Here is a 20,898-nt window from a genome sequence, read left to right on the forward strand (position 1 = left end):
CCCCACTCGCGCGCGCCTGTGCGCTCCCGAGCTTCAACGCATTTCCCGTGCCGGCGGCGCCGGCGGCGCAAAGCCGCCCGGCTGTGCGCCCGGAAGACCTTCGCGCGGGTAATCTGTCGGCCCGTGCCAGACAGGGATGTCCGCCGTGTGCGCGCGCCGGCGACAGCGCGCCGCACGCATGCCCTGGCTTGCCGCGCACGGCGCGCTTTGCATTTCCCCTGCGCGGAGCAAGCAAAGTGAGCCGGTGAGCGCCGGGCGGCTCTGGCACAATCAGGCGACGGCAGTGAAGGATCCGATCAACCAACCCGGGACGGTACATGGCGGGCAACAGGGCGGGTACGCAGGGCGGCAGGCCAGCTGGCGGACATGCGCCGCCGCGCCCCGCGCAGCGCTTGTGCTGCATGGCCGCGGCCATGCTCGCCGCGGGCGCCGGCGGCGCCTTTGCCGACGACACGCTGCCCGACGTGGTGGTCAGCGCCAGCCGCGCCGAGCAGAAGCGCTTCGACGCGCCCGCGGCCATCGACAGCGTGCCGGTGGACCCGATGGCCGCGCCCAGCCCGCTGGTCAATATCTCCGAGCTGCTCGGCGGCGTGCCGGGCGTGACCGCGCGCGAGCGCCAGAATTATTCCCAGGACCTGCAACTGGCCGTGCGCGGCTTCGGCAGCCGCTCCACCTTCGGCGTGCGCGGCGTGCGGCTGTTCGTCGACGGCATTCCCGCCACCATGCCGGACGGCCAGGGGCAGGCGTCCACCTTCGATCTCAACAACGCCAGCCGTATCGAGGTGCTGCGCGGCCCCTTCGCGCAGATGTACGGCAATTCGTCGGGCGGCGTGGTGCAAGTCTTCACGCCCGACCCGCCGAAGGCGCCGATGGCGCGCGCCTCCACCGGCTTCGGCTCGGACGGGCAGTGGACCACCGGCGTCACGCTGGGCGGCGGCAACGACAAGCTCGGCGCCACGCTCGACGCCTGGTCCTTCGAGACCGACGGCTACCGCGACCACGGCGCCGCGCGGCGGCGCCAGCTCAACGCCAAGGTGGTGGCCGAGCCGGTGGCCGGCACCCGCCTCACCGCGCTGCTCAATATCTTCGATCAGCCGCTGGCGCAGGACCCGCTCGGCCTCACGCGCGCGCAGGCCGACGCCAACCCGCGCCAGTCGGTGCCGCTGTCGGCGCAGTTCGACACCGGCAAGACCGTCCGGCAGACCCAGGGCGGGCTGGTGTGGGAGCAGCGCCTGGGCGAGCGCGACCGCATCGAAGCCCGCGCCTACGGCGGCACGCGCGCGCTGACCCAGTACCTGGGCTTCAGCGGCGCCGCGCTGAATTCCGCCGGCGGCATCGTCGACATCGACCGCAGCTACGGCGGCGCCGCGCTGTCGTGGCACCACGACACCCGCTTGGCCGGCCTGCCGCTGCAATGGAGCGCCGGCGTCGAGGCCGACGGCATGCGCGACGCGCGCACCGGCTACGTCAACCAGAACGGCACGCAGGGCGCGCTGCGCCGCGACGAGACCGACACCGCCAGCAGCTACGGCGCCTACGCCCAGTTCGACTGGACCTGGCACCCGGCGTGGCGCCTGGTGGGCGGCGTGCGCGCCAGCCGGGTGCGGCTGGGCATCGCCGACCATTTCGTCATGGCCGCCAGCCCCGACGACAGCGGCAACAACACCTACAACAACGTCAGCCCGGTGCTCGGCGTGGTCTGGCAAGCGCTCGATTCCGTCAACGTCTACGCCAACCTCGGCCGCGGCTTCGAGACCCCGACGCTGACCGAGGTGGCCTACGGCCCGGCCGGCACCGGCACCAACCTCGGGCTGAATCCGTCCACCAGCCGCCAGGGCGAACTGGGCGTCAAGTGGCAGGGCGCCAGCCAGCGCGTCGAAGCGGCCCTGTTCGATGCGGACAGCCACAACGAGATCGTGCCGTTGTCCAACGACAACGGCCGCAGCGTCTACCAGAACGTCGACGGCGTGCGCCGGCGCGGCTTCGAGCTGGCCTGGCATGGCGCCTTCGGCGCGGGCCGGCGCTACGGCACCGGGCTGGCCTACACCTGGCTGGACGCCTATTTCGGCGAAGCCTTCGTCAACGCCCAGGGCCAGGCCGTGGCCGCCGGCGCGCGCGTGCCCGGCACCGCGCGCCACAGCCTGAACTTCGAGGCGACCTACCGGCCCGTGGCGGGCCTGACGCTGGGCGCGGAAATGCACGTGGAAGGGCGCGTCTTCGCCGACGACCTCAACACGCAGGCCGCGCCCGGCTACGCCAGCTTCAACCTGCGCGCGGGCTATGCCTTCCGCGTCGGGCGCACGCGCTGGTACGCGTTCGGCCGCATCGACAACATTACCGACCGGCCCTACATCGGCTCGGTGATCGTCAACGAAAGCAACGGGCGGTACTTCGAGCCGGCGCCGGGGCGGCGTTTCTTCCTGGGACTGCGCGCGGAGATCTGACGGCGCTGCGGCACGGCGGACGCCGCGCCGTTCCGGGCCGTCTGCGGCGCGATGCCGCCCGCCTGCACTAAACTGTCTCCCATGGCCACGGCCGCGTGGCGCCGCTTCGCACGTTTACACGCCTACATGCAAGATACCGAGCCCTTGACGTCCACCGCGTCCACCGCCTCCACCGCGCCCCCGGCGCCTTCCGCCGCCGACGACCACACCCGCAGGATCATGCTGTGGGTCGTGGCCGTCGGTTTCTTCATGCAGACGCTGGACTCCACCATCGTCAACACCGCCTTGCCCTCGATGGCCACGAGCCTCGGCGAAAGCCCGCTGCGCATGCAGTCGGTGATCATCGCCTACTCGCTGACCATGGCGGTCATCATCCCCGCCTCGGGCTGGCTGGCCGACCGCTTTGGCACCCGCACCATCTTCCAGACCGCCATCGGCCTGTTCGTGGCCGGCTCGCTCGCGTGCGCGTACTCCAACACGCTGACCATGCTGGTGGTCTCGCGCGTGCTGCAGGGCGTGGGCGGCGCGATGCTGCTGCCGGTGGGGCGGCTGGCCGTGCTGCGCACCTTCCCGCGCGACCAGTACCTGCAGGCGCTGAGCTTCGTCGCCATCCCCGGCATGGTCGGGCCGCTGATCGGGCCGACGCTGGGCGGCTGGCTGACCGAGGCGTTCTCCTGGCACTGGATCTTCCTGATCAACGTGCCGGTGGGCCTGCTGGGCGGGCTGGCCACGCTGCGCTACATGCCCAACAGCCGCCTGCACGGCGTGGCGCGCTTCGATTTCAGCGGCTACCTGCTGCTGGCCATCGCCATGCTGACGCTGTCGTTCTCGCTCGACGGCCTGGCCGAGCTGGGCTTCGAGCATGCCGTCGTGCTGATGCTGCTGATCGCCAGCATGGCCTCGCTCACCGCCTACGTGCTGCACGCCACGCGGCACCGCCGCCCGCTGTTCGCGCTGCGGCTGTTCCGCATCCACACCTTCAGCGTGGGGCTGCTGGGCAACCTGTTCGCGCGCATCGGCAACGGCGCCATGCCGTTCCTGGTGCCGCTGACCCTGCAGATCAGCCTCGGCTACTCGCCGCTGCAGGCCGGCATGATGATCCTGCCCGTCACCGCCGCGGGCATGGCCTCCAAGCGCCTGGCCACAAAGCTGATCGAACGCTACGGCTACCGCAAGGTACTCGTCACCAACACCTTCGTGGTGGGGCTGACGATGGCCTCGTTCGCGGTGATCTCGCCGCGCGAGCCGTTCGCGCTGATCCTGCTGCAACTGGCGGTATTCGGCGCGGTCAACTCGATCCAGTTCACCGCCATGAACACCGTCACGCTTAAGGACCTCGGCACCGCCGGCGCCAGCGGCGGCAACAGCCTGCTGTCGATGGTGCAGATGCTGTCGATGAGCCTGGCGGTGACGTCGGCCGGCGCGTTGCTGGCGACATTCCAGGGCGTCTTCGCCCGCCACGGCACGACCTCGGCGCTGCCGGCGTTCCACGCCACCTTCATCTGCGTGGGGCTGATCACCTCGGCCTCGGCGTGGATTTTTCTGCAGTTGTCGCCGGACGTGGTGCGCGAGCGTGGGAAGGCGGCGGATGCGGTGGAGATGTGAGCGGGCTTTCGCTGTCGGGAGGCCTGCTCCGCCGGGCGCAGGCATACCGAGGATGATTCTCGGTTTGCCTTACCTGCGCGGGGCCGAGGCGGCACGTGGCACCACCTGCGGTTCACGGCCCACAAAGATGCGCGACGGCAGCACAAAGCCCCGCAGTGCCAGCATCTCCAGCGGCCCCTGGCCGACTTCGGTACGCATCTGGTAGCGGATCGGGTAGGCCATCTCTGCTTGCGGTGGCTGCTTCGCAGGGCGCGTCGCCAGGCTGTCGGCGTCGGCAGTGGTCGGCTCAGGCTCGCTGATTGTCGGTTCCTTCGTGTCCGGCGTGCTCTGCCAGGTCAACTCGTAGGTCGCGCTGTCCATCGGCGTGATGTGCGCGCGCTCCAGCATCCGCACGAAGCCAAAGCGGCCGCCGAACTCATAGCTCTTGTTGGTGCCAGCCTTCTCGGTCTGCCATTGCAGCCGCGTGCCGAGGTCCTGCAGATTGTTGGCCGGCCAGTTCATCGCTTGCCAGGTCTCGCGCTGGTTGTAGTAGTGCAGCTTCTGGCCATCGACGGTCAGCAGCGTGTCGGTCAGGCCCGGTGTCGGGATTGGCTTGAACTCGAACCGGTACTGCGGCTCGCCTTGCGCCAGCAGGCGGGTGGCGATGCGCTGCAGGGCATTGACCGCCTTGAGGAAGGCCGGATCGAAGGCCAGCGCCTGCCCGCCGGTAGCCGCTGGCACCCATTGATCGCCCTGCAGTTCCAGCACGCCGGCCAACTGCGAGCCGAGGAACACCCCGATCACGCCGGTCTGCGGGCGCAGGAAGCGCGCCAGCTCCGGCAACGAGGCATCGTTGGCGCTGTCGGCGAACGGATAGCGCCCGGCGAACGATTTGCCCCACGCCATGGCAATGCCCTGTCGCCAGGCGGCGTTCAGGCTTGCCTGCGCGGGTTGCAGCACGGTCTGCGTGGCCTGCGCGATCGGGCGCACGAACAACGTCTCTCCCATGCCCGCCCACTGGTTGCCCAGGCTCGCGGCGATCAGTTGCGCATAGGCCTGGGTGTCGGCCAGCTCCGAACCCTTGCCCTGAAAGAGCGCCTGCGCCATCTGCCGGGCCTGCGCGTCGGCATCGGCGCTGTTGCTGACCTGCTGCAAGCGCAGGCGCAGCGCCGTCGCGCGGTCGAGAAAACGTTGCAGGCTCAGGTCGCTGCTGCTGCCCGCATTGGCGGCCTGGCCTTGTCCCACCAGCCGCAGCACTGGCCCGAAGGCGGCGCCCAGCGGTCCCGCCGCGTCCGGCTTGATCGCCTCGGGTCCCGCCGCCTTCTTGCCCAGCAAATCCTGGGCCTTGGCCACCAGCGTGTCCGACAGCGAATCCCTGTGCGCGCCGGCGCCGCCCTGGTACTCGAGCGACTTCATCAGCGCGATCACCGGCGACTGGCGCGCATCGGCCATCAGCTTGAGCTGATCGATGGCGGCCGGCAGCGTGGGGGCGGGCTCCCATTGCAGGCTGTTCATGAAGCCCTGCCAGCGGTCTGCATAATCGGCAAAGTACCGCTCGCCCAGCGCAGCCTGCAGGGCCTCGGCGGAGCGGCCTTCCGTCGGCGATGCCTGGGCCTTGCCGCCGGTCAGCACCCAGTCGCTGGCGACCTCGCTGCGCCTGGCGGCGGCCTCGATCGCGGGAGCGACATAGCCCTCGTAGGCCTGGCGCGTGAAGATGCCGGGCACGATCGCGGTGGCGCGCACCAGCCCGCGGGGATCGGCGCCGGCCGTCAGCGAGACCAGGGTGGCGTCCGGATACTTGTTGCCGCCGTTGTTCGCGAAGGCGTTGAGGATGCCCTGGTAGATGGTGTCCTCGGCGTTGCGCTCCCCGATCACCGCCAGCAGCGTCTGGCGAGCGCCGGCCACCAGCTCCGGGCGGGGTTCGATGCGCCAGTCCGGGTTCGCCTTGAGGTGCTGCGCATAGAACCTGAGCAGGCGTTCGGCGAGGTCCTGCCGCTCGCCCGGCGTGATGCGGGCATCGGTGGACCAGTGTCGCACCAGTCGGGGAGCCAGGAAGGCCGGCTCGGCACGCTCGGGGGCGGCCAGCATCAGGTAGGTCTTGAGCCCTTCGTGGCCGCCCAGCGCCCAGCGGCTGGTCTGCTCATCCAGTGCGTCGGTGCGCATCTGCGCGAGGTCCACCAGCGCCGCCTCGAGGTCCTGCTGGACCGGCGTCGCCAGCAAGCGGCGGCTGGCCTGCGCGTAGGGCTTCCACAGCGCGGCCAGCACCTCACGGTCGCGGTTCAACCCGAAGCGGGCCGCGAGCGGCGCGTGATGCCGGGTGCGGTATTCGTAACGCTCGATCTGCTGCTGCAACGTCACGAGGACGCGCAGGCGGGTGGCCGGATCCGGGGCCGATTGGATGTGGTGAACGGCCTGCCGGGCGGCGCGCAGGTCCCGCGCGTTCAGCGCGCCAGACACCAGCATGCCGGCACTCCACAGGCCGATGGCCGTCAACGCCAGAGTGGAGCACACCGTGACCGGGTGCCAGCCGATTCGGCGGCCGCGCTGGCGGCGGGCGGCCTCGCCCAGGTACTGCCAGAGGGGCAGGCCGGCGCTGGCCTCGTCGTCCGCCTCGGCGACAGCCGGGCCAGGATACGGCGCGAACACGATGCCGCTGAGCGGGAGGTGTCGGCGCTGGTTGCCATGCATTGCTGCGACCCAACCGGCCAGCGCCGGGCCTCGCGTATCGAGCCGCTGGGACAACGTCCCCATATAGCTGTCGTGCCCGTTCTGGATCAGTTGCTCCACGCTGCGGTCCGCGAGTTGGTCGCGCAGAGACTGCAGCGCGTTGCCGATGGCGGTGGCATCCGCACCGCGCGGCAACTCGCAGCCGATCGCCGGCGTGTTGCCGTCGGTGGTCACGTCCGTCCGGGCGACATCGAGCAGATAGACCGGGGCAGACCAGTGCAATACCTCGGCGATGCGAGCCAGGCGGAGACCATAGGGCAGGGTACTCCCGCGTGGCTGGGGCAATTGGGCCTCGCCGTCGGTCACGAGGATCACGGCATCGACCGGACGGCGCCGGCGCAGTTGGTAGACGCGCTTGAGCCAGTCCGTGTCCAGCTGGCCGTCTTTGCACCACAACAGCACCGCATCGGTAGTGATCTGCCAATGCTGCCCCGTACAGTCGGGCAGGAACTTGGCGATGGCTTTATCATCGCCAGTCAGTAGCAACCACGGCTGACGGTAGCGCCAGCGCCAACCATGACGTGTGCGAAGTGCGTCACGCAGTGCCGCCACCGATTCCGGAACATGCCCTCGCGATATGCCACCGGCAAACGCCTGATGTTGACGATCATGGTCCGCCAGTGCCTTTTCCGCGCGTAACGAGGCAGTCCATACAGCGACCGCTTCCAGATATTTCACGAGGAAGAGCACGACAAGAAGGCCGGCGAACAGGCTCACCTCGATCAGGATGCGCTTGTCATCCGAAAGCCCCCAACCGGTGCCTTCGAACCAGACAGTCACGCCTGCGACCACAAAGACAATAGATACGGCTATGCCAATAAAGAATGCCACAGGCAACGGCTTGTTCTCATTCATGGTTATGTCCTGCACAGAAGGGCAATCAAGTCACTGCCCTGTTGTGAAAGAATCAGTTGCGGCTCCCCTGTGATCAATGCGTGTTCCGCAGCTAGGGCTACGGCCATCCAATCTCCAACGCCAGCACAATTCCCGATGGTCTTGTCTATGTGGACCCATTGCCCGCCGTCGCCGAACCCGGACTTGACCGAGCGCGCAAGGTCTTCGGATAGCCCGTGATTCCAGATAGCCCTGATATGCGCGGCTTGGGCCTGTCCCCAGCGCACTGCAAGTTGGACCGTATCCTTGACCCTATCAGGAGCACTTATGGCAGGCCGATGTAGTTGCAGTGTCGACGGATTCGCATGCTGGCGAGGGACAGCGCCAGCCTGCCCCAGTAGAATGGCGACGCCCGCTTCGGCGGCGCCATTCGGCAGTAGCTCACTAACTGCATTGTGCAATCGCAGTAAAACGACCAATTGCGCTTCGCGAGGCGGGAGGCGGTCATGCCACCGGTCGATGGCGAATAGCGAGGGAGGTTCAGATGAGGCGCTGACCGCAATTTGGAGTGCCGGCGCCTTTGCCCTGATCAAGCTCTCCAGGCGTGTCGTCATCTCCGCCAGGTCTGTCATCGACTGCACGTATAGATCGACATGGAGGGCGGTACGTGCGGGCAGGTTTATCAGGCCGTTGCCAATTCGGTCGACCAGCCGCTCAAGAAGCCAGTCGCCAACTACGCGATGACGAGCGTGTTCGGTGAGTTCGTTACCCGGAAAAAAAGGCCGGTCCGGAATCTGCAGCCAGCGAGCATTGACATTCACGCCAGGATCGACTCCGCTCGGCTGGGACGCCATGCGCACAGCGCCTTCCACGATCCCTTGTGCGCGGTTTACCTGGTCGTCGCAGGAAAAACACCACGCATGCCCAAGCATGGCAAGGGGCATGCCTGCGAGCACATGGCAAGCATCCTCAATCTTCTTGCTGGCGCGGTTGGTTGCAATGGCCTGGCTCACTTGCAGGTACGACAGTCCGAGATAGCCCGACAGCAAGAACCCCCAAGCCATGACCGGAAAGCCGACCGCATACATCCCAAAACGGATCGTGTTCGTTGGCCGGCCAACGGGCCACAGGAAAATTGTCAGTGCCGTGCCCAATCCCAGCATCGCACATAGCATGACCGCCCAAAACAGCATGGATGGCCGCGGCAGGTCCGGTACCGGTACCCGTGGCGGTACTCGTGCAAAGTCGATGGGCATCTATCGGACTGTCGCTCCGCTCGACGTGGCGATCAGAACGCTCCCGCATCGGGTCTCGTCGCCATCCCGCGCCAGGGGGACGCCGGCGTCCGTCACGCTGGTGCTTCCCGACACAATCGGATTGTCACCATGGATCGGGCACGACACGAGATCTCCAACTCGCGCCGCCCTGCGGGCTTGAACCTTTATGCGGTCAGAGCCGGTCAGGATTTTGCCGCCATGGGTAGTTTTGTCGCCAACATACACTAAATTTGAAATATTTTTCATATAGACCGCGCAATCTAGTTATCGATCCCATCAACCGGCGTGACTGTCTTTATTCCTCTGAAAACCCGCGGGCTGATCGGTTGGTAAGTTCCAGGATTACAGGTGCGATTTGAAATCATCTTCCCATTCCGCTTAACATGGATTTTCGCTTGGCTCTCCTTGATACAGCACATAGTGATAGCCGCCAGAATTAAATTTCAAATGCGTGAAACTCAAACCTCCATTTGATATATCGGTAATCAAAAATCATTTTCTTGGTGGGTATGGCTTACTTGGGTATTCAAGTTCAATTTTTTCGATCTGACCAAATCGATATTGAAAATATAAATTATCCGGTGATATATTTCCGGAGGTGCATACTGACAGTATTCTCCCGTTAGATGGGAAACTGAAATACACCTCCTAATGAGGTTGGCAGAGCGAAATTTCGTCGGCCTCTAATTTAGCGCCGAACAAACTTATGCCAGCCACCAAAGTGGCTCTCGTGAGCACCGTCAAATCGATTCCCAGTTTCACTTTAAACTCCCTTTGTCATAGCCAATAGGAACCCTCAGCCATCAACGGAAAACTGATCGCGTACATTCCAACGCGAACTGTGTTCGTTGACCTACCAGCGGGTCTCGCGGGCCCACCACCAATGCCCGTCATACTGGCGCTTCCTGACACAACCGGGTTACTACTAAGGATCGAGCACGGCAAGACATCTCCACCTCGTGCCGGCCTACGCCCGGTGCGGTCAGAGTCAATCAGAATCTTGACGTCGCGTGTATCTATCCCAACGATAGAATCGAAGTTTCATATGATTTTTAAAAAACTATTTTATATTTTTAATATATTCCATCACGGAATCGGAACTCTTGTAAGAAAACGAAGTTTGCTTGCCATCCTCATATCCATCCATGCCGGCCATCGAATCATTATTTGTAATCATCTTGTTTTCTTGCAGTGCGTTATGTTGATCGGGCTTGTATGCATATATTCTATAAAAATACCCAAATGTTCCAACCCCTCTGTGATTAATAGACCAGCGAACTATAACGAATAAATTGATGTGCCCTTCCACTACCCCAAAAAACAAGGAATCTACAATCGGATCTGCCCCTTCGTGAGGATATTTTGCAAACTGCTTTTGTTCACACTCACCATTTTTTGGGCGATACAAAACAAGTTTCAACGGGTAATTCTCATCGCCTTTTTCGATGGCTACAATAGATCCCGTGTAAATTTCCTCAGATGAGAAAACTCCGCCATCACTTGATAGCGCAGGACATTTTGCCACCGTGGCAGCATGAGCAGAAATTGATATGATCAGAAGAAATAGAAAACCACATGCCACCCATCTGAAGAGGCCATCAACTCTCGTCCATGGGAAGTCCCAAAAGCGGGGCAACTCTATTGTATGCATCTCGTCTTTCCGCAAGTCCAATTGTTCCTCCATTAACTTTTTTGGTTACGGCCAGAACATTACCATCATCTGCCACAGCATTTATATTTCTGGTTACTGCCCAATAAACGAAAGCAGACTCTATCCCGTACTCAAGAGAATTTAAAAGGAGGTCCGGATTTTCAACGAAATTATGTTGATCCCCAGGAAATCGAACATTATGTTCATTATTAAAAATTTCATAATTCGCCTTAAAAGTTGTCTGAATAAGCCCACGCCCACGATACTTGTAACCGTCGCCACTAGACTCCGGGCCGTTTCCGTACCTATTTTCGTAAACGTAATTGCCAAGGTGCTCCGCATTATTGGAATAGTAGCCCGCCTCAGTCCACAGTTTCGTTCGAAGCTGTCCAAAATTGCATACAACATCATCACCAACTATGTGATATTTTGGCGTGTGGTTACCGTGAGGAACGGGCCTACATCCAAAGACCTCCTTCATTCGCCTAGAGGAATACTTAAGATCTTCACCTACATTCATAAATCCACTTTCCACAGAGATCTGCGACAGAAAATGTGCGATTCTTTTTGGGGTCGTAACAAAATACCCTTTTGCATATTTGTTCAGCGCCGGGATAATTCCCTCATGATAATCTCTTGAGCCATTCGGATTAACGGACGTTAGCATTTCAATAGTTATTAGTTGCAACTCCCTCTGGAAATTCCCCACTAGCCCAATCGGGTGAATGTGAAAAACACTCGACCCTGGCAGATCAGCCACGCCAGCCTTGACTTCATCCCACCAGACGAGCTTCTCGATCCGCTCCTGCTCCGCTTCGTGTTGCGCCTTTTGACCAGTCCGTTCTTCGATCTCGCTGACAAGCTGCTTCCATTTCTCCGGGTTCGCCCATTCGCTTTCGTGCTTGATAATCAGGCGCGACATGCGTAGTGCTCGCCAAGGGTCTTCCGCGGCGGTACACAGCTCGTCCGCAGCCCGGCTCGGGTCGCCGCTCGGGTAGAGGGCGCTGTAGACAGATGTCATCAATGGACTGAGTTTGCCGAGCGAAGCGCGTTCGGGCACGTCGGCTCCCATCCTGTAGTCGACATATGCGTTTGTCGTCGCAAAGATCGTATGCGTCTGGTCGTGCGGGTCGTCAAAGGTCTCGAAATCTACCCATTTCTGTGCGAATTCCCGCGTCACTCGGCCACCCGCAAAATTCTGCTCGCGCACCCAGCCGGAGATATCGTGGCGCAGCACATCCGCACTGTCGATCTTCCACCAGCGCAACTTCATGCCGTCACTGCCCGCGGTGGTTTCTGTGTACTGGTTCTCGGCATGCTTAGCCAGTTCGGCAAGCGCGACCACGTGGATCACGTCGGTCTGCGGTGCATCCTGTCCAGGCTGGTTGACTGCCTTGTATAGTGTTGTCCGCTTGTCCACGCGCAGAATGGTCGGATCGCTCGGCAGTCCCAGTTGCTTCCAGGCATCAGGTTGCGGTCCATTGATGCTGATCCACGCTCGCCCCCTGTCGAGGAACGTCTTTATGTCATCCCCACAGAAGGCTTCGATGTGGACCTGCCGGTTAGATGTGGGCTGAGTCAGAGAGTCGTAGCGACCAAGATGGCCAATCAACTCCCCAGCCTTGATCGGGAACGGAGGGGACGGCACGACCACGCGATCCAGCGATGATTCTGGCATCGCTCTTTCGACCACATGGCCACCATGCTCCTTGCCCAGGAAGACCCATCCGTTGACCGCCGCCGATGGCGCTGCGAATCCGCCGGCTATAGGGGGAAATACCTGAGCGCCATGCATGGCCTTGATTTTTCCCCAGTTGCCTTCGCGCTTGCTAACGGCAATCTGCGTTCCTTGTGGCAGGATACACAAGGGCGTCCCGTGCGGATGAGAAGCTCGAACCCTTAGTCCGATTTGACCAGCAGGGGGCGTTTGGCCCGCCAATGCCTGGGGCCTGTCTTGTGCAAACGCGGTGACTTTGAATTCCGGATACAAGTAAGCCGGCTTGTCTAGCGTCGCATCGGCTTCGTAGCCTGCGAGATCTTGCAGATGCATATATAAGCTGAAGAACGTGAGTTTCGTGTCCTTCGGAAACTCCATGGCGTGTCGCACTAATGCAAACCCCGTGCTGTAGGGCGCATGGATGGCGGGCCTGCCGTCTTGCGCCGGGATTTCGCTCACGGGATAGACGCGATTCAGGCGCCAGGCCACTACCTCGCCATCCGCGATGCAAAGCACGCCATGCTTGAGATCCAGTGCCTGGCCGGCGGTGGCTTCCGTCACATGAATGCCACCATGCCACATGCCTTTGCCGCTGACGGCATAGGCACCAGATGGCTCTCCCTTCAGCAGCCTATGGATTTCGTGCTCATCGGTGAAATCGACAGGGGAGGTACCATTTCCCTGCGCCTTCTTGCGGAAAGGAAAGGCGAAGCGCAACAGCTTGACTGGTGTGCTGGGTGGGTTCGTAGGGGTGGTTGTCATGGCCGTGGTCATTCAGAGAAGCCGAAGTGCATATCGCCCTTCACATCTTTCAGTGGCGCATTTGTCCAGCTAGGGAAGGTGAAGTTTCCCCCGGCTGGTCCAGACACATCGAGGTTGCCTTTGACGTCGACCTTCCCGCTCGGGCTCGCGAGTTCGATTTTCCCGTTCGCGATCTTTACGTATGCTCCGGCACCATCGCCCAAGGTGATGCCCTTGGACCCGGTAATCACTACTTCGCCGGACGACGAACTGACAACTACATCCTTGAGTGCCATCAGTTCCAGCACATCCCCTTGGGCCTGGACCTGTACCTTGCCTTTTGCCGCGAATATGCGGATGCCAAGCTTTGCAGCAAAGAGCGAGATCGTTTGACCGGCAGCCACGGTTAGACGCTTGAGCACGCCGATGTCCAGACCACGGCCAGCGGTCATAAACATCTGTGTGCGGGTGGCTAAATGCATGTCTTGACCACTCGTAATGCCAATACCTTCGGGCGCATTGGCCACGATGACCGGCCTTCGCAGGCCCACGAGTTTCTCTTCGATGAGCGCGCGCTGTTGGTCGATTTCCGCAAGCCACGCGCGAGCTGCATTGGCCGATTCGTTCAGCGAGCGCATCATGTCCACGGCTTGCCTGAGCGTTGCCTCGGCGTCCTGCATGTCCAACTGTTGCCCATTCGCTCCCGGCTGGTCGTCTGCGGAAAGGAACAGTCCCTTGCCGCCCCGGATCGCCCCCAGCCCGAGGTGCGCAACTCAAACCCCTCCCCCCGCTTTTTCTTCTGATGGTCAACGAGATACCCCAGGTTGAGCTGGGTCTTGCCATATTCGGTGGCGAGCTTGATCCCCTCCTGCCCCTCCCAGTCTTCAAACCGCAGCTTGTTGTTGCTCTGCGTGCGGATCACGTTGCGCGACAGCCAGCGGTCCTGGCTGGTAATCAGGTCCGCATGCTGGCTGTTGTGCTGCGCGCTGGCGATGTACGGCTTGTTCGGGTTGCCGTCGCGGAACGCCACGTCCACATAGGTGCCGTCGATGAGCGGGAAGTGAAAACCCGTCTGCCGCGCTCCGGCGAACGGCTTGGCCAGGCGCAGCGGCACGCTTTCCCCACCGTTGGGCCACGTGTCGAAGTCGAAATCGAAGCGGACGACGTAATGGCCGTCCTGGGTCAGGTAGGCGTACTTGTACTGGCCCGGCGAGGTGATGCGGGCGCTGAGCGTGCCGGCCATGCGCGGCCAGTTGGCTTCGTCCATCGGCAGCCGGAAGCGCCGGTCCGAGGGAATGGCCTGGTAGGTGTTGCGGTAGGCCGCATCGCGCGCGCCGGTGTGGATGACCTCGGTGATCACCTGGCCGTCGGGCGCATCTGGCAGCGCGTAGTCCATGCGCAGGATGCGCGCCGGACATAGCGCCAGCACATTGCTCTCGCCCGCGTAGACCAGTTGTCCGGCCAACTCCGCTTCGTGGCGCAATTGCGCCTCCCACTTGCCGTCCCCGAAGTCCAGGTGATGTGTGCCATAGACATAGGACTGGCCGTAGGTGGTCTTCTCGCCGCGCGCGACGTTGGCCTCGCCGGTGGGGCGCTCCCATGCCTTGTCGGGGTTGAAGTCCGCGACCCGGAACGATTCGGGGATGTTCCTGGCGCAGGTCTTGAGCGAGAACACCGTTTCCTGGCCCGATTCCAGCCCCGCCGTCTCGCGATAGGGCACCCGCAGTTCAGGCTGGTAGAGATAGTGGTCGATGTCGTCGCCGAACACGATCATCTCGCCGAATTCGCCATGGGTGAAATAGCAGTACAAGCCCTCCTGCTCCATCAGCAGCCGGATATAGTCCCAATCCGACATCTGGTACTGCATGCGGAAGGCGTGCGCCGGGTATTTGCGGCGCGTCTTGAAGACGAACTGGTGACCCTTGAGGTCGTGGCGGCGCAGGATAGCCTCGATGATCTGCGGTGCGGTCTGCTGCTGGTAGATGCGGCTGGCCCGCGTGAGCCGCAGCCGCGCGACCAGCGGCTCGACCACGATTTCGTAGCCGCGAAAATCCCGGGTCTGGCGGGTCTTGGAGAAGCGCGTGATGCAACCGGCAAACCTGCGCGGCTCGCTGCCGTCGGCGGGATCGATCACGAAGGTTGCGTCTTTGCCGAGATAGCCGGCCCGGTCAAGCTCGAGCGGGTGCGTCAGTTGGATGGTGACGGCATAAGGCTCGCCCATCCGCTCCACCGCTTCGAAGGACACCACCGACAGCGCGGCAGCGCTGGCCGTGCCGGGCACTTCTACGAAATACACCTGCCGTCCTGTGGTCAGCGTGTGGATTGCCTTGGTACCGTATGTCCTGAGGTCGTCAAAATCTTCCGCCATCGTCGTTCACTCCGTTTTCGACGTGCCGCTACGCGTGGTCCTTCGTGCCGGGTCGAATTTTTTCCTGCCGCAAATGGCAAGTGACGCCAAGTGATTTGGTGTGTGCGTTCGTGGAGCGCATCGCTGCGCTAGTCATCCAGGTGATGACACTGCAAGTCAGGCTCGATCATAGGGGCGGCGATGGCGATGATTCAATCAGAAAAATCCTATTTTTAAATATAAAATTTATAATCCAGAATTAAATGAAATTGAATTTCAAGTGAATGCCAAATAAGCAAAGATGCGCGGGTCGAATGTAGGCATATTGCAGATTCCCGCGCATTGACATTTGTTCGCAATGCGTGGTGTCCGAGCGACGCTGTCGCGCTCTCGGTGGATGGCTTTGCAGCGCGGAGCCAAAGCGGCCAGCATGGGGCATCTTCCAAGATCGGCCTGGCACATCGCTCGGCGCATGCTGTCTTTCCTGTCTTGGTCGCAGCGCCGCGCGCGCAGGTTCTGCACGAAGGCCTGGGCGGCACCGTCGAGGCCGCGTCCGGTCTGGCGCAGCAGGCCGACCTGGAGATGGCTGGCGCGGAATGCCAGCACGGTGTCTTGTGGCAGGTCCGGCACCACGCTGGGCAGGGCGCCGACGCGGATGCGCCGGTGTGCCGCGGCGACTTCGTTGAGGTCCAGACAGCGAGCGCTACGCGGCCGGCTTCGCCGTGCGCCGCGCCGTGTTCGGCAGCGCCCACGTGGAGCGCTCGCTGGCCGCGCTCACGCCGCTCTGGCTGCGTCTGCGCGCGGCAGCCGACAACAAGGTCAGCCGGAGAGAGATCAAGGAAGTCCTGCGGCAAGCCGTCATCTACTGCGGCGTGCCGGCGGCCAATTCGGCCTTCCACATGACCGCGGACGTGTTCGCGGCCATGGATGCGCAGGGGCCGTCGGCGAGTTGATCCGCGGGCCTTGGCGGCGCCACCCGCCCGCTCAGGCCAGGCAGACCTCCAGATCGACCTCGTCGATCTGCTCCGGCCGCATGAAGCGCCGGGCATAGTCCAGGTAGACGCCGGAGCGCAGGAACAGGTCGAACAGGTCCGGATCGAGATGGTGGCCGTTCTTCATCGCCACCATGATTTCCATGGCCTCGGAGAGGGTCTTGCCTTTCTTGTAGGGCCGGTCGTCGGCGGTCAGCGCCTCGAACACGTCGGCGATGGCCATCATGCGCGCGGCGGGGCTCATCTGCTCGCGCGTCAGTCCCTTCGGGTAGCCGGTGCCGTCCATCTTCTCGTGATGGCCGCCGGCGATTTCCGGCACGTTGCGCAGGTGGCGGGGGAAGGGCAGCGCGCTCAGCATCTTGATGGTCTGCACGATGTGCTCGTTGATCTTGTAGCGCTCTTCCTCGGTCAGCGTGCCGCGTCCGATCGTCAGGTTGTGGAGTTCGCCGCGGTCATACAGATGCTCGGGCGGCTTGACCGTGAACCCCCACGGATTGCCGGCCGGCAGGCGCTCGCGCTCGGGGCGCGCGAACACATGCTCGGCCTTGTCGGCCAGCAGCGGCTCGTCCGCCGGCAGCGGCGGGGCGGGCTGCGCCTCCTTGCGCCTGCGCTCGTCGCGGGAAATGCCGAGCCGGTCGTCCAGCGTGCGCAGCCACGTGCGCGAGCCGATCGCGCGCAACCGCTCGATCTTCTCCTGCGCCATGAATTCGCCGCCCTGGTTGCAGGCGGCGACGAAGGCGAACTCTTCGTCCAGCACCGCCTGCGCCGGGGCCGCCGCCGCGCGGATGGCGGCGAGGTCGGCGCCGCGCGCGCGCAGCGCCTGCTCGCACTGTTCGACGTAGGCGTCGCGCTTGAGCAGCTCGAAGCGCATGCGGATCTCGTGGATGCGGTCGTAGAGCGTCTCCAGCTTGGTCGCCTTGTCGACCACGAACTCCGGCGTGGTGACCTTGCCGCAGTCGTGCAGCCACGCGGCGATGTGCAGTTCCTCCCATTGCGCCTCGCTGAGCTGGTAGCTGGCGTAAGGGCCGCAGTCGGCGTCGCAGGCGGCGCGCGCCAGCATCTTGGTCAGCTCCGGCACGCGCTGGCAATGGCCGCCGGTATAGGCGCTCTTGGCATCGATGGCGCCGGCCAGCATCTGGATGAAGCTCTCCATCAGGTCCTTGCGCCCGCGCGACAGCAACTGGTTGTCGATGGCCACCGCCGCCGTGCCCGACAGCGCCTCGACGAAGGCCGCGCGCGACGACGGCAGGTTGTCTTCCATGCCCGTTTCCGGCAGGAACACCAGCGACAGCGTGCCCACCACTTCGTCCTGCCGGTTCTTCAAGGGCAGCGCGAGCACGCGGAAGCGCGGCGATTGCAGGCGCGCGAACAGGTGGCTGTAGGTGGCGGCCAGGGAAGGATCGTCCTGGCTGGCTTCGATGCTGACGGTGCGGCCGTCGCGCGCCGCCTGCATGGCGGCCGCGGGATTGGCCGGGTCGTTCAGCGACCATTCCTTCATGCCGGACAGGTCGCCGGGCGCGTCTCCCACGCGGATGGCGGCCGGTTCCAGCGTCAGGCCATCGGCGGCCAGCAGATGGATGGCGCCCTCGCTGGCGCCGCTGACGGAGATCGTCTCGGTCAGGATGCGGTCCAGCAGCGTGTCGAAATCGCGCTCGCTCGACATGGCATCGGAAATCTCCAGGAAGCGCCGCAGCGTCTCCTTCATGCCCAGCATCGCCGTGGCGAGGCGGTCGATCTCGCGGATGCGGCTGCGCGGATGCCCGGCAAGGCTGAAGTCGAAGCGGCGGATGGCGGCGGCCTGCCGGCCCAGCTGCTCCAGCGGCCTGGCGATCAGGCTGGCCGCCCAATGCACCAGCGGCAGCATCAGCAGCACGATGCCGGCGGTGATCAGCAGGGAGAGCTTGCGGCTGCGGATCGCGTCGGCCTGGAGCTCGTCGCGCGGCGCGGCGATGGCCAGCATCAGGGGCGCGCCGGCGGCGCTGGGCAGCGGCTCCAGGCGCGCGACCCATTCGCGCTCGTCGACGGACAACATGGCGACGTCCGCCTGCCTGCCCTGCCGCGCCCGTTGCCACAGCGCGCTCAGGACCGGCACGCCGAGCGCCGCCACCCCGACGGTCCCGGCCTCGGCCTGCCGGTCCGGGCCGCCGGCCCGCCCGGCCCTGGAGTAGGCCAGCACCGCGCCCTGCGGATTGACGATCATCAGCTCCGCCGAGGGCGTGATGTGCTGGCGCACCAGCATTTCCGACAGGTCGCGCAGGCTGACGTCGACTCCCGCTACCGCCTGGCCCCGCGCGCTGGCCATCGTGAGGCCCAGTTCCCGCGTCGTCGAGAAGCGGTAGGGGCCGGTCTGCACCACCGCGCCGCCGGCGCCGGTGGCCAGGGCGGCGGCGAACCAGGGCCGTTCGCGCGGATCGTAGCGGTAGTCCGGCTCGTCGCGCGCCGCCAGCAGCCGGAGGCCGGCGTCGTAGAAGGCAAAGCGGCCGCGCGGCTGGCCGCCGGCGCGGTCCACCGACTGCAGCAGGAAGGCGGCGCCGGCCGGCGCGCCCGGCACCACGTCGGGGTCTGCGGTGCGGAGGTCGCGCAGCAGCACGAAAGAGCCGTCGCCGGTGCCGCCGTACACCGCCGACAGCGACGGGTTGTGCCGCAGCGCGGTCGCCAGCACCGGCAACTGCGCCAGCCGCGTGGCCTGGTCGGGCGCGCTCAGCAGCGGCGTCTCGGCCAGCAGCGCGGCGGTGAGCCGCGCCGGCCGCAGCTCCGCCTCGGCGGAAGCCACCGCCTCCCGGCCAACCCGCTCGAAGGTGGTCTTCGCCTGCGCCAGCATGAGCCGCTCGCTCGCATGCCGCTCGTAGAGCGTGAGCGCCCCGTAAAGCAGCAGGACCATGCCCGCCATGAGGACCAGCAACGTGATGTAGATCGAATGCGGCGATGAAGACCCGGGCTGGCGCGCGGGGGCAGCGGCATGCATGGTCGTGATCCGAAAGGCAGCGGGTTGGCCGGTCCGCACCGGAAGCAGGAAGCGACGCCACCGTCATGACGTGCCAGCCTGGCGCGCCGGCACGCAATCATGACGGCGGCGTGAAGCGGTGGACTGATGATGTCTTTGCCACGGTGCCGCTACACAAAGGCCGGTGAAGATTCACCGGCCTGCGCATGGATCCGATTCTGTCATAGGCGTTTTTCAAATGATATGGCGCGGCGCGCATTCGCTTTTTCGCGACATCTCCGCGCCGCGCCTGCCGCGCCGGTTGCCCGGATCGCCTTGTCCCCGGGCCTCAGCAGTTGCAGTCCGGCGCCGGCGCGATCACGCTTGCGGCCGCGGGGGCCGCGGCACGGTCCCGGCCCATGGCCCGGAAGCTCCCGAGCAGCGCCAGGCCGATCAGCGCCAGGACTGCGCCGAAGCCGAAGTCCACCGGAATGCCGGCGTGGTCGACGATCCCGCCGCCAACCGACGAGCCCACCGCGATGGCCACCTGGATGATGCCGACGAACAGCGCCGAGCCGGCCTCGGGCAGGTCGGCGGTGGAGCGCTGGATCCACACGCTGAGGCACAGCGGAATCGCGCCGAACGCGATGCCCCACGCCAGCACGGTCGCCACCACCGCCGGGCCCGTTTGCCGCAGCGCGGGCATCGCCAGCAGCGCGATCATCAGCATCACGATCATCGCCGCGAGCGATGCGCCGAGGTTGCGCCCCACCGTGGCCGAGACGGCGAAGTTGGAGACGAAGCCGATGATGCCGAAGCCGAGCAGCACCAGGGTGATGCTCTGCGCGCTGAAGTCGGCGTATTGCTGGAGGAACGGGGCGATGAAGGTATAGGACGAGAAGTGCGCGCCGAACACGAAGGCGACCATGATCAGGCTGCGGCGCGAATGCGTCTGCCGCAGCAGCGCGAACAGGTCGGCCATGCGCAGGGCGGCTTTGGACGGCAGCGACGGCACCAGCATGGCCTGCGCGGCCAGCGCGATCGCCACCAGCACGCCGGTGGCCATGAACGAGGCGCGCCACGATGCCAGGCCGGCGATGAAGGTGCCCAGCGGCACGCCGATCACGGTGGCGCACGTCACGCCGGCCAGGATCATGGCGGTGGCCTTCGGCGCTTCATGGGGCTGCACCAGCCTGCCCGCCGCGGCCAGCGCGAGGGTCCAGAAACCGCCCAGGCTCGCGCCCAGCAGCGCGCGGCCGACCAGCATGACGGCGAAGGTGGGCGCGAACGCCGAGATCAGCGTCGACGCCAGCAGCAGCACCGAGAGGATCAGCAGGATAAGGCGCCGGTCGATGCGCCCGGCGCCCAGCATCATGCCGGGCGCGGAGATGGCGGCCAGGATGCCGGGCGTCGTCACCATGAGCCCTGCGGTGCCTGGCGTCACGCCGAACTCCGCGGCGACCTGCGGCAGCAGCCCGACCGGCAGGAACTCCGTGGTCACGAACGCGAACGCGCCGATCGTCACCGATCCGACCGCCAGCCACGCCCGCAGGGGCGAACTGGCGGCGGGGTTATTCACTGGGTCACCGGTGCGGTGACTGCCTTCCATCATCATGATTCTGCTCGTTGTTACGTCTGTTACGGAGATGCGGGGGCGCGCC

Annotated in this window: 11 protein-coding genes and 1 pseudogene; 3 read left to right on the plus strand and 9 right to left on the minus strand. The window is 64.4% G+C overall.

What is annotated here, in order from left to right; genetic code table 11:
* The first annotated feature begins 401 nt into the window (after positions 1–401).
* Complete coding sequence (locus ACKI2N_RS25820) at positions 402–2,444, plus strand: TonB-dependent receptor family protein (protein WP_420991651.1); 2,043 nt, start codon at positions 402–404, stop codon at positions 2,442–2,444.
* Between the two features lie 219 nt (positions 2,445–2,663).
* A complete protein-coding gene (gene mdtD / locus ACKI2N_RS25825) occupies positions 2,664–4,049 on the plus strand; it encodes a multidrug transporter subunit MdtD (protein WP_420992060.1) in 1,386 nt (461 codons plus the stop codon).
* Between the two features lie 69 nt (positions 4,050–4,118).
* Here the strand turns inward: mdtD and ACKI2N_RS25830 are convergent, their stop codons facing one another.
* From ACKI2N_RS25830 to ACKI2N_RS25860, 7 genes and pseudogenes are all read right to left on the minus strand, one after another.
* Positions 4,119–7,610, minus strand: coding sequence for an ImcF-related family protein (locus ACKI2N_RS25830; RefSeq protein ID WP_420991652.1), 3,492 nt, complete (start codon positions 7,608–7,610; stop codon positions 4,119–4,121).
* Between the two features lie 2 nt (positions 7,611–7,612).
* On the minus strand, positions 7,613–8,782 hold the full coding sequence (locus ACKI2N_RS25835) for a hypothetical protein (RefSeq protein WP_420991653.1): 1,170 nt from the start codon (positions 8,780–8,782) through the stop codon (positions 7,613–7,615).
* A 63-nt stretch (positions 8,783–8,845) separates the two neighbouring features.
* Entirely contained in the window at positions 8,846–9,112 is a 267-nt protein-coding gene (locus tag ACKI2N_RS25840; protein ID WP_420991654.1) for a PAAR domain-containing protein, read from the minus strand.
* Between the two features lie 814 nt (positions 9,113–9,926).
* The gene (locus ACKI2N_RS25845; protein WP_420991655.1) at positions 9,927–10,517 is read right to left on the minus strand and encodes a hypothetical protein; all 591 of its coding nucleotides are present in this window, start codon (positions 10,515–10,517) and stop codon (positions 9,927–9,929) included.
* Complete coding sequence (locus ACKI2N_RS25850; RefSeq protein ID WP_420991657.1) at positions 10,465–12,996, minus strand: glycoside hydrolase family 19 protein; 2,532 nt, start codon at positions 12,994–12,996, stop codon at positions 10,465–10,467. The genes ACKI2N_RS25845 and ACKI2N_RS25850 overlap by 53 nt, the downstream gene beginning before the upstream one ends.
* Positions 12,997–13,004: 8 nt before the next feature.
* Positions 13,005–15,343 (minus strand): annotated as a pseudogene (locus ACKI2N_RS25855) (type VI secretion system Vgr family protein).
* 255 nt (positions 15,344–15,598) lie between these two features.
* Positions 15,599–15,928, minus strand: a complete 330-nt coding sequence (locus ACKI2N_RS25860) for a hypothetical protein (protein WP_420991659.1) — start codon at positions 15,926–15,928, stop codon at positions 15,599–15,601.
* A gap of 116 nt (positions 15,929–16,044) precedes the next feature.
* Between ACKI2N_RS25860 and ACKI2N_RS25865 the strand changes: the two genes are divergently transcribed.
* Positions 16,045–16,275, plus strand: a complete 231-nt coding sequence (locus tag ACKI2N_RS25865) for a carboxymuconolactone decarboxylase family protein (protein WP_420991660.1) — start codon at positions 16,045–16,047, stop codon at positions 16,273–16,275.
* Positions 16,276–16,306: 31 nt separating this feature from the next.
* On the opposite strand, the gene ACKI2N_RS25870 is transcribed toward ACKI2N_RS25865, so the two are convergent.
* Positions 16,307–19,279, minus strand: coding sequence for an HD domain-containing phosphohydrolase (locus ACKI2N_RS25870; protein WP_420991662.1), 2,973 nt, complete (start codon positions 19,277–19,279; stop codon positions 16,307–16,309).
* Positions 19,280–19,586: 307 nt separating this feature from the next.
* Positions 19,587–20,852: an MFS transporter gene (locus tag ACKI2N_RS25875; RefSeq protein ID WP_420991663.1), complete on the minus strand. Its 1,266-nt coding sequence runs from the start codon at positions 20,850–20,852 to the stop codon at positions 19,587–19,589.
* Positions 20,853–20,898 lie beyond the last annotated feature (46 nt).

Source organism: Cupriavidus sp. 30B13 (assembly GCF_049059565.2).
Taxonomy (GTDB): domain Bacteria; phylum Pseudomonadota; class Gammaproteobacteria; order Burkholderiales; family Burkholderiaceae; genus Cupriavidus.

Excerpts from the sequence above, each read along its gene's own strand:
- ACKI2N_RS25820 (WP_420991651.1), top strand. The coding sequence starts at position 402 with ATGGCCGCGGCCATGCTCGCCGCGGGCGCCGGCGGCGCCTTTGCCGAC.
- ACKI2N_RS25850 (WP_420991657.1), bottom strand. The coding sequence starts at position 12,996 with ATGACAACCACCCCTACGAACCCACCCAGCACACCAGTCAAGCTGTTG.
- ACKI2N_RS25830 (WP_420991652.1), bottom strand. The coding sequence starts at position 7,610 with ATGAATGAGAACAAGCCGTTGCCTGTGGCATTCTTTATTGGCATAGCC.
- ACKI2N_RS25835 (WP_420991653.1), bottom strand. The coding sequence starts at position 8,782 with ATGCTGTTTTGGGCGGTCATGCTATGTGCGATGCTGGGATTGGGCACG.
- mdtD (WP_420992060.1), top strand. The coding sequence starts at position 2,664 with ATGCTGTGGGTCGTGGCCGTCGGTTTCTTCATGCAGACGCTGGACTCC.
- ACKI2N_RS25875 (WP_420991663.1), bottom strand. The coding sequence starts at position 20,852 with ATGATGATGGAAGGCAGTCACCGCACCGGTGACCCAGTGAATAACCCC.
- ACKI2N_RS25840 (WP_420991654.1), bottom strand. The coding sequence starts at position 9,112 with ATGAAAAATATTTCAAATTTAGTGTATGTTGGCGACAAAACTACCCAT.
- ACKI2N_RS25845 (WP_420991655.1), bottom strand. The coding sequence starts at position 10,517 with ATGCATACAATAGAGTTGCCCCGCTTTTGGGACTTCCCATGGACGAGA.
- ACKI2N_RS25870 (WP_420991662.1), bottom strand. The coding sequence starts at position 19,279 with ATGCATGCCGCTGCCCCCGCGCGCCAGCCCGGGTCTTCATCGCCGCAT.